Annotated in this window: 14 protein-coding genes; 10 read left to right on the top strand and 4 right to left on the bottom strand. The window is 68.0% G+C overall.

Annotation, left to right across the window (positions count from 1 at the left end):
* The first annotated feature begins 16 nt into the window (after positions 1-16).
* The 5 genes from ABS73_RS02250 to ABS73_RS02230 all read left to right on the top strand — a co-directional run bounded on the left by ABS73_RS02250 (position 17) and on the right by ABS73_RS02230 (position 4,831).
* A complete protein-coding gene (locus ABS73_RS02250) occupies positions 17-892 on the top strand; it encodes a metal ABC transporter substrate-binding protein (RefSeq protein WP_277023374.1) in 876 nt (291 codons plus the stop codon).
* Positions 885-1,739 (top strand): manganese/iron ABC transporter ATP-binding protein, encoded by an 855-nt coding sequence (locus tag ABS73_RS02245; protein ID WP_277023376.1) that lies wholly within the window; start codon positions 885-887, stop codon positions 1,737-1,739. The genes ABS73_RS02250 and ABS73_RS02245 overlap by 8 nt, the downstream gene beginning before the upstream one ends.
* A gap of 70 nt (positions 1,740-1,809) precedes the next feature.
* Entirely contained in the window at positions 1,810-2,667 is an 858-nt protein-coding gene (locus ABS73_RS02240; RefSeq protein ID WP_277023444.1) for a metal ABC transporter permease, read from the top strand.
* The gene (locus ABS73_RS02235) at positions 2,664-3,476 is read left to right on the top strand and encodes a metal ABC transporter permease (RefSeq protein WP_277023378.1); all 813 of its coding nucleotides are present in this window, start codon (positions 2,664-2,666) and stop codon (positions 3,474-3,476) included. The genes ABS73_RS02240 and ABS73_RS02235 overlap by 4 nt, the downstream gene beginning before the upstream one ends.
* A gap of 59 nt (positions 3,477-3,535) precedes the next feature.
* A complete protein-coding gene (locus ABS73_RS02230; protein WP_277023379.1) occupies positions 3,536-4,831 on the top strand; it encodes a GH1 family beta-glucosidase in 1,296 nt (431 codons plus the stop codon).
* Here ABS73_RS02230 and ABS73_RS02225 read toward each other — a convergent pair.
* Complete coding sequence (locus tag ABS73_RS02225) at positions 4,828-6,426, bottom strand: GMC family oxidoreductase (protein ID WP_277023381.1); 1,599 nt, start codon at positions 6,424-6,426, stop codon at positions 4,828-4,830. The two genes, ABS73_RS02230 and ABS73_RS02225, sit on opposite strands and share 4 nt — an antisense overlap.
* A gap of 115 nt (positions 6,427-6,541) precedes the next feature.
* Here ABS73_RS02225 and ABS73_RS02220 point away from each other — a divergent pair, with 115 nt between their 5' ends.
* The 5 genes from ABS73_RS02220 to ABS73_RS02200 all read left to right on the top strand — a co-directional run bounded on the left by ABS73_RS02220 (position 6,542) and on the right by ABS73_RS02200 (position 11,188).
* Complete coding sequence (locus ABS73_RS02220; RefSeq protein ID WP_169306218.1) at positions 6,542-6,706, top strand: hypothetical protein; 165 nt, start codon at positions 6,542-6,544, stop codon at positions 6,704-6,706.
* Positions 6,706-7,887, top strand: a complete 1,182-nt coding sequence (locus ABS73_RS02215; protein WP_277023383.1) for a vWA domain-containing protein — start codon at positions 6,706-6,708, stop codon at positions 7,885-7,887. The genes ABS73_RS02220 and ABS73_RS02215 overlap by 1 nt, the downstream gene beginning before the upstream one ends.
* Before the next feature lie 54 nt (positions 7,888-7,941).
* Positions 7,942-8,625, top strand: coding sequence for a M48 family metallopeptidase (locus tag ABS73_RS02210; RefSeq protein WP_277023384.1), 684 nt, complete (start codon positions 7,942-7,944; stop codon positions 8,623-8,625).
* A gap of 65 nt (positions 8,626-8,690) precedes the next feature.
* Complete coding sequence (locus ABS73_RS02205; RefSeq protein WP_277023386.1) at positions 8,691-9,860, top strand: alpha/beta hydrolase family protein; 1,170 nt, start codon at positions 8,691-8,693, stop codon at positions 9,858-9,860.
* Positions 9,857-11,188, top strand: coding sequence for a cytochrome P450 (locus ABS73_RS02200; RefSeq protein ID WP_277023388.1), 1,332 nt, complete (start codon positions 9,857-9,859; stop codon positions 11,186-11,188). The genes ABS73_RS02205 and ABS73_RS02200 overlap by 4 nt, the downstream gene beginning before the upstream one ends.
* A 21-nt stretch (positions 11,189-11,209) precedes the next feature.
* Here ABS73_RS02200 and ABS73_RS02195 read toward each other — a convergent pair whose 3' ends face one another.
* Genes ABS73_RS02195 through ABS73_RS02185 form a run of 3 tightly spaced genes read right to left on the bottom strand, consistent with a single transcriptional unit; the run spans position 11,210 to position 14,003 of the window.
* Positions 11,210-12,310 (bottom strand): ABC transporter ATP-binding protein, encoded by a 1,101-nt coding sequence (locus ABS73_RS02195; protein ID WP_277023445.1) that lies wholly within the window; start codon positions 12,308-12,310, stop codon positions 11,210-11,212.
* Between the two features lie 11 nt (positions 12,311-12,321).
* The gene (locus ABS73_RS02190) at positions 12,322-13,134 is read right to left on the bottom strand and encodes an ABC transporter permease (RefSeq protein WP_277023390.1); all 813 of its coding nucleotides are present in this window, start codon (positions 13,132-13,134) and stop codon (positions 12,322-12,324) included.
* Entirely contained in the window at positions 13,131-14,003 is an 873-nt protein-coding gene (locus ABS73_RS02185; protein WP_277023392.1) for an ABC transporter permease, read from the bottom strand. Before ABS73_RS02185 ends, ABS73_RS02190 begins: the two co-directional genes overlap by 4 nt.
* Between the last annotated feature and the right edge of the window lie 15 nt (positions 14,004-14,018).

Here is a 14,018-nt window from a genome sequence, read left to right as displayed (position 1 = left end):
GGCAACGGAGGATGCGATGTTTCGATTCCTGACCCCTTTCCTGTTCCTGATCCCGACCCATGCCGGTGCCGACCAGCTGCAGGTCGTCACCAGCTTTACCGTCATCGCCGACATGGCCCGCAACGTGGGCGGCCCGTTGGCCGAGGTGCGCTCGATCACCCCGCCGGGGGCGGAGATCCACGACTATCAGCCCAGCCCCCGCGACATCATCGGCATCGCCGATGCCGATCTGGTGCTGGTCAACGGCCTGAACCTGGACGGGTGGGCCCAGCAATACCTGACCCGCGCCGGCGATGCCCCCATCGTCGAGGTGACCGCGGGCGTCGACGCCATGCCCATCCGGGGCGGGGATTACGACGGCGCGCCCAACCCCCATGCCTGGATGGGCCTGGACGGCGCGCAGATATATGTGGACAACATCGCCGCCGCGATGGCCCAAGCCGATCCCGACAATGCCCAAGCCTATGCCCGCAACGCCGAAACCTACAAGCAGCAGATCGCCGACGTGATCGGCCCCCTGCGCGACGCGGCCCGCGCCCTGCCCCAGGATCGCCGCTATCTGGTCACCTCCGAGGGCGCCTTCAGCTATCTGGCGCGCGACTTCGGCCTGACCGAGATGTTTCTCTGGCCCATCAACGCCGAAGGTCAGGGCACCCCCCAGCAGGTCCGCGCCCTGATCGACGCCATGCGCCAGACCGGCGCACCGGTGATCTTTTCCGAAAGCACCATCTCGGACCGCCCGGCGCGCAGCATCGCGGCGGAGACCAGGGCCGAATACGGCGGCGTTCTCTATGTGGACAGCCTGTCGGAGGCGGATGGCCCGGTGCCGACCTATCTGGACCTGCTGCGCGTGACATCGCAGACCATCGTGGACGCCCTGTCAGATGACTGAGCCCCTTGGCATCGAGGTCAGCGACCTGACCGTCGCCTATCGCAACGGCCACCGCGCGCTGGCCCGGGCCAGCTTCACCGTCCCGCAAGGCTCGGTGACGGCGCTGGTCGGCGTGAACGGCGCGGGAAAATCGACGCTGTTCAAGGCGCTGATGGACCTGCTGCCGCATGCCTCGGGCCGGGTGCAGATCCTGGGCCTGCCCGTCCGCCAGGCGCTGGCGGGCAACATGGTCGCCTATGTCCCCCAGGCCGAGGAGGTTGACTGGACGTTTCCGGTGCTGGTCCAGGACGTGGTGATGATGGGCCGCTATGGCCATATGGGCTTTCTGCGCCGCCCCCGCGCGGCCGACCGTCAGGCGGTCACCGATGCCCTGACCCGCGTCGGCCTGACCGACATGCGCGACCGCCAGATCGGAGAGCTGTCCGGCGGCCAGAAGAAACGCGTCTTTCTGGCCCGGGCCTTGGCGCAAGAGGCGCGGGTGATCCTGCTGGACGAACCCTTCACCGGCGTCGACGTGCAGACCGAACAGACGATCATCACGCTGCTGCGCCAGATGCGCGACGAAGGCCGGGTGATGCTGGTCTCGACCCATGACCTGGGCTCGGTCCCGGAATATTGCGACCGCGTGGTGCTGGTCAAAGGCACCGTGCTGGCGTCGGGCCCGACCGAGACCACCTTCACCCCCGCCAATCTGCGCCAGGCCTTCGGCGGCACGCTGCGCCATTTCATGCTGGGCGGCCCCGACCTGCATGACGACGCCGATGCCCGCAACGTGGACGTCTTCACCGACGACGAACGCCCGCTGATCTTCTATGACGACCGCCCCCGCACCGGAGGCGGCGCATGACCCCTTCTTCTTCACGCAAATATCCCACGGGGGTGCGGGGGTGTGAAACCCCCGCCTGCGACGCCCGATGATGGAGCTGGCCCTGACCCCCTTCACCTATGGCTACATGACGACCGCGATCTGGGTGTCGGCGCTGGTGGGGGGCGTCTGCGCCTTCCTGTCGGCCTATCTGATGCTCAAGGGCTGGAGCCTGATCGGCGACGCGCTGTCCCACTCCATCGTGCCGGGCGTGGCGGGCGCCTACATGCTGGGCCTGCCCTTCGCCCTGGGGGCGTTCCTGTCAGGTGGGCTGGCGGCGCTGACCATGTTGTTCCTCAACACCCGCACGGGCCTGAAACAGGACGCGATCATCGGGCTGATCTTTACCGGCTTTTTCGGCATCGGGCTGTTCATGATCTCGCTGAACCCGGTCGCGGTGGACCTGCAGGCGATCACGATGGGCAACATCCTGGCCATCGCGCCGGGCGACGTGGTCCAGCTGGTGCTGATCTCGACCGTCACGCTGACGATCCTGCTGCTGAAGTGGCGCGACCTGATGGTGGTGTTCTTCGACGAAACGCATGCCCGCACCATCGGCCTGCATCCCAACCGGATGAAGGCGCTGTTCTTCACCCTGCTGGCCGCGTCCACCGTCGCCGCGATGCAGACCGTCGGCGCGTTTCTGGTCATCGCGCTGGTGGTGACGCCCGGCGCGACAGCCTATCTGCTGACTGACCGCTTTCCCCGACTGATCGTGATCTCGGTCGTCATCGGCACCACGACCTCGGCCATCGGCGCCTATGCCAGCTTCTTTCTGGACGGGGCCACGGGTGGCATCATCGTGACGTTGCAGACGCTGATCTTCCTGGCGGCCTTTGTCTTCGCCCCCACACACGGGCTGCGCGCCGCGCGCAGACGCGCCCGCGCCGCCGTCCAGGCACAGCCATGAACGCCCTGATCCTGCCCTTCACCTTTCCGGTCATGGCCGATGCGGCGATGATTGCCGTGATCGTGGCGATCCCCGCGGCGCTGCTGTCCTGCTTTCTGGTCCTCAAGGGCTGGGCGCTGATCGGCGACGGGATCAGCCACGCGGTCCTGCCGGGCATCGTGCTGGCCTATGCGATGGGCCTGCCCCTGCTGATCGGGGCGTTCATCGCGGGCATGATCTGCGCGCTGGCCTCGGGGTGGCTGGACGCCAACAGCCGCATCAAGCCGGACACCGCTCTGGGCGTGGTCATGGCGGGGATGTTCGCCGTCGGGCTGATCCTGTTCACGGTCTTTCCGCCGGGGGTGCATCTGGACCACATCCTGTTCGGCAACATCCTGGGGATCGGCCCCGGCGATTTCGCGCAGGCCCTGCCGATCGCGCTGGCCGTCTCGGTCATCCTGCTGCTGAAATGGCGCGACTTCGCGCTGCTGGCCTTTGATCCGGTCCAGGCGCGGGTGGCGGGGCTGGCGGTGGGCTGGCTGCATTACGGGATGCTGGCGATGATCGCGGCATCCGTGGTGGCGATGCTGTCGGCGGTGGGCATCATCCTGGCGGTGGGCCTGCTGATCGCGCCCGGCGCTATCGCCTTTCTGCTGACCCGCCGGCTGGCGGCGATGATGGCCCTTGCCACCGCCATCGCAGTCGCCAGCGCCCTGTCCGGCATCTGGGCCAGCTTCTGGCTGGACAGCGCGCCCGCCCCCACGATCATCGTGATCCTGACGGCGATCTTCGTTCTGGCTTTTGGCTGGCGGCAGCTGGTCCCGCGCTGACCCCTTTCGCACGCGGGTCGCGCATGGCACAGTGTTACCGCCACCAGGAGGAGAGACCCATGCTGCCGCCCCGCACCGATTTTCCCGAAGGCTTCACCTTCGGCGCCGCCACCTCGGCCTATCAGATCGAGGGCACACGGGGCGCGGGCCTGTCCCATTGGGACAGTTTCGCCGCCACCCCCGGCAATATCATGGATGACAGCGACGGCAGCCGCGCCTGCGATCACCTGACCCGCTGGCCGCAGGATCTGGACCTGATCCGCGATGCGGGCTTCGACGCCTATCGCTTTTCGACATCCTGGTCGCGGGTGATGCCGGACGGGGTGACGGTGAACCCGGAGGGCCTCGATTTCTATGACAAGCTGGTCGACGGCATGCTGGAGCGCGGGTTGAAGCCCGCGCTGACCTATCACCACTGGGATCTGCCCGCGGCGCTGTCGGCGCAGGGCGGCTGGCAGAACCGCGACGTGGCGCAGCGGTTCGCGGACCTGTGCACCACCATCAACGCCCGCATCGGTGACCGCGTGACCTCGGCCGCCACCCTGAACGAGCCGTGGTGCATCGCCTGGCTGTCGCATTTCATCGGCGCCCATGCGCCGGGCCTGCGCGACATCCGGGCCGCAAGCCGCGCCATGCACCACGTCCTGCTGGCGCATGGCACCGCGATGCAGGCCCTGCGCGCCGATGGGGCCACGAACCTGGGCATCGTGCTGAATTTCGAGACCAGCCACCCCGCCGACGACACCCCCGCCGCGCTGCGTGCGGCCGAGACGCAGGACGCGATCTATAACCAGTGGTTCATCCGCGCGCTGATGGGTCAGGGATATCCCGATGCCGCGCTGGCGGGCATCGGCCCTCATCTGCCCGACGGCTGGCAGGACGACATGGCGCTGATCGCGCAGCCGCTGGACTGGCTGGGCGTGAACTATTACACGCGCCGCCTGTATACCGGCAATGACGGGCTTTGGCCGCATGCCTCCGAGGTGGCCGGTCCCCTGGCCAAGACCCAGATGGACTGGGAGATCCGCCCCGAAGGGCTGACCGAGTTCCTGGTGCGCCTCAAGCGTGATCACACGGGCGACCTGCCCCTCTATGTCACGGAAAATGGCATGGCGTCGGCGGTGCCGACCGACGATCAGGACCGCATCCGCTTTATCGGCGACCACCTGCGCGCGACCCGCGCGGCGATGGATCAGGGCGTGGACGTGCGCGGGTTCTTTTACTGGTCGCTGCTGGACAATTACGAATGGGGCTGGGGATACGGGCCGCGTTTCGGGCTGGTCCATGTCGACTACGACACGATGGAGCGGACCCCCAAGGCCAGCTGGCACGCCTTTCGGGCGATGCTGACCTAACGGGCCAGCATCATCGCCGCCGCCTTATGCGCGATCATCGTGACGGGCGCGTGGGTGTTGCCCGACACGATGGCAGGCATCACCCCCGCATCCGCGATGCGCAGCCCCGACAGCCCGTGCACGCGCAGCTGCGCATCGACCACGGCCATCGGATCGCTGCCCATCCGAGTCGTGCCGACCGGGTGAAAGATCGTGGTGCCGACCTCTCCGGCCGCCTGCGCCAGTTCGGCGTCGCTTTGCAGATGCGCGCCGGGCTTGTGCTCTTCGGGCGCGAATTCGGCCATGCGGGCGGTCTGCATCAGGCGGCGCGCGTGGCGCAGGCTGTCGATGGCCACCTGCCGGTCGCCCTCGGTCGACAGGTATCGCGGCGCGATCGACGGGGCGGCGCGCGGATCGGGCGCGGTGATATGCACCGAGCCGGTGCTTTCAGGCCGCAGGTTGCAGACCGACACCGTCAGCCCCGAGAAATCGTCCAGCGGGTCGCCGAACTTGCCCAGGGACAGCGGCTGGACGTGATATTCGATATTCGCGGTCTCGAACGCCTCGGAGGACTTCGCGAAGATCCCCAGCTGGCTGGGAGCCATCGCCATCGGCCCGGTGCGGCGCAGCGCATATTCCAGCGCGATCCCGGCCTTGCCCCACAGCGTCCGCGCCCGGTCGTTCAACGTCCGTGCGCCAGCGATGCGGAACACCGTGCGCAGCTGCAGGTGATCCTGCAGGTTCTCCCCCACCCCCGGCAAGGCATGGGCAGGCGCGATGCCCAGGGCCGCCAGACGCTCAGGCTGGCCGATGCCCGACAGCTCCAGGAGCGCGGGGGAATTGATCGCGCCGGCGGCCAGGATCACCTCGCCCCGCGCGCGGGCCAGCCGGCGGATGCCGTGCTGCTCGAACAGCACGCCGGTGACGCGGCGGCCATCCAACTGCAGGCGCAGGACCTGGGCGTCGGTATCGATCCGCAGGTTGGGGCGGCCCTTCGCGGGGTTCAGGAACGCCTTCCTCGCGTTCCAGCGGATGCCCTTGCGCTGCGTGACCGGGAAATAGCCCACGCCCTCGTTGTCGCCCCGGTTGAAATCCGGGTTGGCGGGCAGGCCCAGCTCCTGCGCGGCCTCGGCCACCGCGTCCAGGATCGGCCAGCGCAACCGCTGCTGTTCCACCCGCAATTCGCCCTGATCGCCATGGATGTCGCAGGCGGGTTCGTAATGGCGTTCGGTCGCGCGGAAATGCGGCAGCACGTCGGACCAGCCCCAGCCCGCATTGCCCATCTGCCGCCAGCGGTCGTAATCGCCCGCCTGCCCGCGCATGTAGATCATCCCGTTGATCGACGAACACCCGCCCAGCACCCGCCCGCGCGGATAGTTCAGCCGCCGCCCGTTCAGCCCCGGCTCGGGTTCGGTCTGATAGCACCAGTCCAGGCCGGGGTTGCCCATCGCGTACAGATAGCCCACCGGGATATGCACCCACAGGCGGTTGTCGTGGCCCCCCGCCTCCAGCAGCAGCACCCGGTTCTTCGGGTCCGCCGACAGCCGGTTGGCCAGCACGCACCCCCCTGACCCCGCCCCCACGATGATATAGTCGTAATCGCCGAAATCCTGCATGCGCTCCTCCGTGCGCGACGCTAGCCAGCCCGCAGGCCAGGGACAAGGCGTCACGGTTGCGGGCGGCGGCCCGGCGGGGTATCTGCGGCAGGCCAAACCCACGGGAAGGACCGACATGATCGTCATCGCAGCCCTCATCATCGGCGCGGCCCTGGGCTGGCGTCGCGCCGTCAAGCTGGGCGGAAACCGCAAGGACCGGGTGCAATACGCCGTGGCCTTCGCGCTGGTCTTTGCCATGATCGGCGTTTTTGCCACGATCTTCGTGCATCGGATGGCCTGATGTTCCTGCCCTTCCTGGACAACCTGCGTCGACACGGGGTTCCGGTCTCGCTGCGGGAATGGCTGGATCTGATGGAGGGGATGGGCGCGGGCATGGACGGCCTGACGGTCGAGGGGTTCCACGCCCTGGCGCGGCTGGTGCTGGTCAAGGACGAGCGCCATATCGACCGGTTCGACCGCGCATTTTCCGAGACGTTCTCGGGGCTGGAACAGGTCGAGGTCGGCGACCTGCTGGACCCCCGCGCCCTGCCCGAGGGCTGGCTGGAGAAGCTGGCCGAAAAGCTGCTGTCTGACGATGAAAAGGCACAGATCCAGGGCCTGGGCAGCCTTAAGGCGCTGATGGACACGCTGCGCAAGCGGCTGGCCGAACAGCAGGGCCGCCATCAGGGCGGCAACAAATGGGTCGGCACGGCGGGCACCTCGCCCTTTGGCGCCTATGGCTACAACCCCGAGGGCGTGCGGATCGACCAGGACGCCAGCCGCCACAGGCGCGCCGTCAAGGTCTGGGACAAGCGCGAGTTCCGCGATTTCGACGACCGGGCCGAACTAGGCACCCGCAACATCAAGGTCGCGCTGAAGCGCCTGCGCCAATGGGCCCGCCACGGCGCGGCCGACGAGCTGGACCTGCCCGGCACCATCCGCGCCACCGCCGATCACGGCTATATCGACGTGCAGACCCGCCCCGAGCGTCGCAACGCCGTCAAGGTGCTGCTGTTCCTGGACGTGGGCGGCAGCATGGACGACCACATCCGCGTCGTGGACGAGCTGTTCAGCGCAGCGCGCGCCGAATTCAAGCACATGCAGCATTTCTATTTCCACAACTGCCTCTATGAGGGCGTGTGGACCGACAACCGCCGCCGGTGGGACGCTCAGACGCCGACCTGGGCCGTGCTGCACCGCTATGGTCGCGACTACAAATGCATCGTGGTGGGCGACGCCTCGATGTCGCCCTACGAGATCGCGGTGCCGGGCGGGGCCAACGAACATTGGAACCCCGAATCGGGCGAGGTCTGGCTGCGCCGCCTGACCAGCACATTCCCCGACCATATCTGGCTGAACCCGGTCCCCGAGGCGCATTGGGGATACACCCAATCCATCGGCATGGTGGGCGCGGTGTTCGAAAACCGCATGCTGCCCCTGACGCTGGACGGTCTGACGCGGGCCATGCGCCTGTTGGGCTGACGGCGCGGCAAACTGGCTCTGGCACGGGCGGGCGGGTGTGCCCATATTGGGGCCATGACCAAGTTCCTGCCGCTGATCCTGCTGGGCCTCTATCTTGCCGCGATGTGGTTCTTCTCCGCATGGCGCCTGAAGCAGGAGCTGAACCAGAAATCGACGCCCCTGCGCCATCCGCGCCTGACCCCCATGCTGGAGCGTTTGGGCCGTGCGATGGACCTGCCCCCGATCCGCGCCCACATCTATGAGGTCGAGCCGATCAACGGCCTGGCCGCCCCCGACGGGCGCATCTTCCTGACCCGCGGCTTTATCCGCAAGCTGGATGCCTGCGAGGTCACCCCCGAAGAGCTGGCCAGCGTCATCGCGCATGAGCTGGGCCACGTGTCCCTGGGCCATTCGCGCAGGCGCATGGTGGATTTCGCGGGCCAGAACGCGATCCGCATGGCGCTGGCCGGGGTGCTGTCGCGCTTCATCCCCGGGTTCGGCGCGATGATCGCCAATGCGATCGCCACCGCCGTCGCCGCCCGCCTGTCGCGCCAGGACGAGTTCGAGGCCGACCGCTTTGCCAGCGCGCTGATGATCAAGGCGGGACTGGGCACCGGCCCGCAGAAATCGCTGTTCCACAAGCTGGACGCCCTGTCGGGCCGCATGGGCGCGGGCGCGCCCGCCTGGTTCCTGTCGCACCCCCCCACCCCGCGCCGCATCGAGGCCATCGAGGCGCATGAGGCCCGCTGGCACGGCTGACGCCCGCAAGCCCTTGCCGGGGCGGCATTTCCGCCTATTCTGGCCGCGGACAGCCAAGGGCCCCCATGACCCCTCCATTCCGCCGCCACGTCCTCTATCTGCCGGGCTTCGATCCGATCCCACCGCGCCGCTATCGCGAGCTGTATCGCCGCGAGGCCGCCGATCAGGCCCGCATCTCGGGCCACCGCCTGCGCATCACCAAGGCCGAGGCCCAGGGCTTTGCCTGGGCCGTGCATGGCCGCGTCGAGGGGCGGGACACCCGCACCGTGATCGAGGTCGCGCTGTGGTCCGACATCGTGCAGGCATCCATGCGGCAGGGCATCATCGGCACCTTTGGCCAGTTGGTCCGCACCGCCTGGACCTATATCGCGACCGGCACGCTGTCGCGGCTGATGCGGCTCAGGCGTGGGCCGGTGATCGCGGCACTTTACCCCATCGCGGTGCTGCTGGCGCAATTGGCGCTGGCGCTGCTGGCCGGGGCGCTGGCGGGCTGGGCGGTCGCGGCCCTGGGGGGCGCCTGGCTGGGCCTGCCCGTGGCGCTGGCGGTGATCTGGGGCGTGCTGGTCCTGGGGCGGCGGCTGGACGGGCGGCTGTTCGCCTATTACCTGATGCATGATTACGCCTTCACCGCGCAGCATCGCGGCGCCTATCCCCCGGCGCTGGAGGACCGGCTGACCGCCTTTCGCGCCCGCCTGCAGGCGATCCTGGACGACGGGCCCGACGAGGTTCTGGTCGTCGGCCATTCCTCGGGCGCCTATCTGGCGGTGTCGCTGCTGGCCGATCACCTGCGCGCGGGCGGGGCCGATCCGCGCCTGTCGCTGCTGACCCTGGGCCATGTCGTGCCGATGGCCTCCTTTCTGCCCAGTGCGGGCCGTCTGCGCGACGATCTGGCCTTTCTGGGCCGGGCCGACCTGTTCTGGCTGGACGTGACCGCGCCGGGCGATGCCTGCTGTTTCGCGCTGTGCGATCCGGTCGCGGTCAGCGGCGCGGGGGGCGAGGGCCAGCGCTGGCCGCTGGTCATCTCGGCCGCCTATACCCAGACCCTGTCACCGGAACGCCAGGCCGCGCTGAAGAACCGCTGGTTCCGGCTGCATTTCCAGTATCTCTGCGCCTTCGACCGGCCCGGCGATTACGACTATTTCGCCATCACCGCAGGTCCGCAGACGCTGGCGCAGCGCTTTGCGGGGCGCAAACCCTCGCCCGGGCGCATCACCCGCCCCGTGGGCGCAAGGTGACGCCGCGCCCGCAAGGCAGCCAAGGCCGCGGCACGCTGTGGGGCCTGATCCGGGGGTTCCGCCGTGACCTGCTGGGGGCGTTGCCCGAACGCCTCTATCGCGCCTGGATGGCCGAATTCCGCAACCCGCTGATCCACAGCTTCTTCTGCAACGACCCCGCCCTGCTGCGCCTGATCCTGCAGGAACGCCCCGAGGATTTCCCAAAATCCAACCGCATGCGCGAGGGGCTGGCGCCGCTTCTGGGCAACGGGGTCTTCATCTCGAACGGTGCGGATTGGGCGCAGCAGCGACGCATCATCGACCCGGCCTTCGAAGGCGGACGCGTCCGCGCCAGCTATCCGGCACTCCTGGATGCGGCCCGCGCGGCCAGCCTGCGCCTGCAGTCCGGGCCCCAGGACATCGAACCGCAGGCCGCCCATGCCGCCGCCGACGTGATCTTTCGCACGCTCTTCTCGCTGCCCATCGAACACCGCATCGCCACAGATGTGTTCGAGGCGTTCCGCGACCATCAGGCGGCGCAACCGCTGGTCAATCTGGCAGCCCTGCTGCCCCTGCCCGCTTGGATGCCCCGCCCCCATTCGCGCCGCACCCGCCAGACCGCCGGGCGCATCCGCGGCCTGATCCGCGATCTGGTGGCCGACCGCCAGAGGGCCATCGCGTCAGGCACCGCCCCGGACGATCTGGCGACCAAGATCATGACCACCCCCGACCCCCAGACAGGCCGGTGCTTTACCCAGGCCGAGATGGTCGATCAGGTCGCGGTGCTGTTCCTAGCGGGGCATGAGACAAGCGCCTCGGTCCTGGGCTGGGCGCTGTGGCTGCTGGCCGCGCATCCCGAATGGCAGGACCGCGTGGCCGCCGAATCCGCGACGCTGACCGACGATTTCGCCAGCGTCAGCGGGCTGCGCACCACCCGCGCGGTGTTCCGCGAGGCGCTGCGCCTCTATCCGGCGGTCGCGATGTTCGTGCGCGAGGCGACCCGCCCCGAGACCTTCCGCGACCGGGCTGTGCCGCGCGGCGCACAGCTGGTGGTGTCGCCCTGGCACCTGCACCGCCACCAGCGGCTGTGGGAAAGGCCCGATGATTTCGACCCCGCCCGGTGGGACACGCCCGAGGGCAGGGCCAGCGCCCGCATGGCGTATCTGCCGTTCTCCGCAGGCCCCCGCGCCTGCCCCGGCGCAGGCCTGGCGATGGCCGAGGGCGTGGTGATGCTGGCCACGATCACCGCCCGCTGGCGGTTGCAGGTCACCGACCGCCAGCCCATGCCCATCGCCCGCCTGACGATCCGCGCCCGCGACGGGATCTGGGTCAGCCTGACGCCGCGCTAGCGAAACAGGACCCCCTTCGCGTCAGCGAAAAAGCACCAGAGACCCGGGCGACCAGGCCAGGCGGGTCCGCGTGCCGACCTCCTGCACGTCGCGGCCAAAGACGTTGCGCATCGAGATGCGGACCGTGCGCGCGCGGCCATCGCTGCGCGCCACCCCGTCCAGGCGCAAGTCGTAATAGGTCATGTCGCCGTAATAGACGACCTCGTCGATGGTGGCCTCGGTCTCGCGCGGTTGGGTGTGGGTCGCACCCGCGCCCACCAGGGTCATCGTCTCGGGGCGAAAGCCGATCATCGGGCCTGCGTCATCGGCATTGGCGCAGCTGATCTGACGCTCGGGCAGATCGACCCGGCCCAGCCCTGCGACCTCGGCCGTGACGGTGCCGGCCTCCTCCGCGACGATCTCGGCGGGCAGGAAGTTCATCACGCCGATGAAATCCGCGACGCGGCGCGTGGCCGGGCGGGCATAGAGCGCCTCGGGGCCGTCCAGCTGGGCGATCTCGCCCTCGAACATGACGGCGATGCGGTCGGACATGACCAGCGCCTCCTCCTGGTCATGGGTGACCAGCACGAAGGTGATGCCGACCTGGCGCTGCAGCTTGATCAGCTCGACCTGCATCTGCTCGCGCATCTTGCGGTCCAGCGCGGACAGGGGCTCGTCCAGCAGCAGCACCTTGGGCTTGAGGATCAGCGCGCGGGCCAGCGCCACGCGCTGCCGCTGGCCGCCCGACAGGGCATGGGCCGACCGCGCGCCATAGCCGCGCAGACCGACCATCGCCAGCGCCTCCTCGACCGCCGCGGCCTTTTCCGCCTTCGAGCGCGGGTCGCGGCGCAGGCCAAAGGCCACGTTCTCGGCCACCGTCAGATGCGGAAAGATCGCATAGGACTGAAAGACCATGTTGGTCGGGCGCTTGTTTGCGGGCACCTCGTCCATGCGCTTCTGGTCGATCAGGATCACCCCGTCGGACAGATCCTCGAACCCCGCGATGGTGCGCAACAGCGTGGTCTTGCCGCAGCCCGACGGGCCCAGCAGGGAAAAGAACTCTCCGGCGCGGATGGTCAGGTCGATGCCCCGCAGCGCGTGATAGTCGCCGTAGTATTTATGGACGCCCTGACACTGGATCATCGGTTTGTCGCTCACATCAACCCTCCGGTGGGCTTGCCGCCGATGCGGGCATTGCCCCGGCGGCGGAAATATTCGCCAAGCGCCAGAAGGGCGATCGACAGGATCACCAGCACCGTCCCAAGCGCCATGATGACGGGGATCGCGCGCGGAAAGCGCAGCTGGCTGAAGATATAGGTGGGCAGCGTCGGCTCGTTCCCCGCCAGGAAGAAGGCGATGATGAACTCGTCCAAGCTGATGGTGAAGCTGATCAGCAGCGCGCTGATGATGCCGGGCATGACCAGCGGCAGCGTGACCAGACGGAAGGCGCCCCATTTCGTCTCGCCCAGGTCATAGGCGGCCTCCTCCAGGCTGCGATCCAGGCTGGAGAAGGCGGTGGACAGGACCGCGATGGCATAGGGCATGCAGATCAGGGTGTGCCCGACGATGACGGTCAGCAGCGACAGCTGCACCCCCATGCCCAGCAGCACGACCAGCAGCGACATGGCGACGATGATCTCGGGCAGGACCATGGGCAGCATGATGAAGCCCATCATCCCCCCTTTGCCCGGGAACACGAAGCGCGTCGAGGCGCGCGCCGCGAACACCCCAAAGCAGGTCGCCAGGATCGAGGCCGACACCGCGATGGTCAGCGAATTGGTCAGCGCGCGGCGCAGCGTGGCATTGCCCCACATCTGCGCGAACCAGTCGGTCGTGACCCCCTGCAGCGGAAAGGCGATGATCGTGCCGGAATTGAACGCAAAGATCGGCAGCAGGATGATCGGCGCATACAGAAACAGCAGATAGAAAATCGCATAGGCCTGAAGGCCCCACCCGGACCGGTTCATTGCCGCACCCTCAGGAATCGTCGGTTGAGGAACAGGAAGATCAGGCTGACCACCGCGACGATGGCCATGGTCGTGACCGCCAGCGCCGATCCCAGGGGCCGGTTGTCCAGCGCCAGCATCTGCACCTGGATCATGTTGGCGATCATCGGGATGCGGCCGCCGCCGATAACCTCGGGCGTGACATAGTCGCCGATGGTGGGGATGAACACGATCAGCGTCGCGGCGATGACCCCCGGCATGGCCAAAGGCAGCGTCACCCGCCAGAAGGTGGTCAGGCGATTTTCGCCCAGGTCGCGCCCGGCCTCCAGCAGGGATCGGTCGATCTTTTCCAGCGCCACGAAGATCGGCAGGATCGCGAAGGGCGCATAGGCATGGGCCAGCGTGATCACGATGGAATTGACGTTGTACAGGATGAAGGTCAGCGGCTCGTCGATGATCCCCAGGCCCGTCAGCGTCGAGTTGACCACGCCGTTATAGCCCAGGATCACCTTCCACAGGAACACCCGGATCAGATAGCTGGTCCAGAAGGGGATGGTGATCAGGAACAGCCACAGCGCCTTCTTTTCGGGGCGCACGCAAAAGCTGATGTAATAGGCGACCGGAAAGGCCGTCACCACCGTGGCCAGCGTGACGATGGCCGCCACGATCAGCGACCGCATCATCACCGTCCGCACGATCGGATCGGTAAAGACCTCGGCATAGTTCGCCAGCGTGGGTTCGCGGATGATCTCCAGATAGCCGTCGGTCAGAAAACTGTAGGCCAGGATGGTCAGCAGCGGCACCGCCAGGATGACCAGCGCGTAAAGGAACGGCGGCGCGATCAGCGACAGGCCGGCACGTGCCTCGGCGTCGAACTTGGCCTTTGCCATCGCGGTCCTTCCCTG

The sequence above is a fragment of the Paracoccus sp. SCN 68-21 genome, assembly GCF_001724535.1.
In the GTDB taxonomy this organism is placed as follows: Bacteria; Pseudomonadota; Alphaproteobacteria; order Rhodobacterales; family Rhodobacteraceae; genus Paracoccus; species Paracoccus hibiscisoli.
This window is presented reverse-complemented; position numbering and strand designations above follow the sequence as displayed.

Bases quoted from the DNA above. Each gene is read 5' to 3' on its own strand.
- ABS73_RS02250 (WP_277023374.1), top strand. From the start codon at position 17: ATGTTTCGATTCCTGACCCCTTTCCTGTTCCTGATCCCGACCCATGCC.
- ABS73_RS02245 (WP_277023376.1), top strand. From the start codon at position 885: ATGACTGAGCCCCTTGGCATCGAGGTCAGCGACCTGACCGTCGCCTAT.
- ABS73_RS02240 (WP_277023444.1), top strand. From the start codon at position 1,810: ATGGAGCTGGCCCTGACCCCCTTCACCTATGGCTACATGACGACCGCG.
- ABS73_RS02235 (WP_277023378.1), top strand. From the start codon at position 2,664: ATGAACGCCCTGATCCTGCCCTTCACCTTTCCGGTCATGGCCGATGCG.
- ABS73_RS02230 (WP_277023379.1), top strand. From the start codon at position 3,536: ATGCTGCCGCCCCGCACCGATTTTCCCGAAGGCTTCACCTTCGGCGCC.
- ABS73_RS02225 (WP_277023381.1), bottom strand. From the start codon at position 6,426: ATGCAGGATTTCGGCGATTACGACTATATCATCGTGGGGGCGGGGTCA.
- ABS73_RS02220 (WP_169306218.1), top strand. From the start codon at position 6,542: ATGATCGTCATCGCAGCCCTCATCATCGGCGCGGCCCTGGGCTGGCGT.
- ABS73_RS02215 (WP_277023383.1), top strand. From the start codon at position 6,706: ATGTTCCTGCCCTTCCTGGACAACCTGCGTCGACACGGGGTTCCGGTC.
- ABS73_RS02210 (WP_277023384.1), top strand. From the start codon at position 7,942: ATGACCAAGTTCCTGCCGCTGATCCTGCTGGGCCTCTATCTTGCCGCG.
- ABS73_RS02205 (WP_277023386.1), top strand. From the start codon at position 8,691: ATGACCCCTCCATTCCGCCGCCACGTCCTCTATCTGCCGGGCTTCGAT.
- ABS73_RS02195 (WP_277023445.1), bottom strand. From the start codon at position 12,310: ATGATCCAGTGTCAGGGCGTCCATAAATACTACGGCGACTATCACGCG.
- ABS73_RS02190 (WP_277023390.1), bottom strand. From the start codon at position 13,134: ATGAACCGGTCCGGGTGGGGCCTTCAGGCCTATGCGATTTTCTATCTG.
- ABS73_RS02185 (WP_277023392.1), bottom strand. From the start codon at position 14,003: ATGGCAAAGGCCAAGTTCGACGCCGAGGCACGTGCCGGCCTGTCGCTG.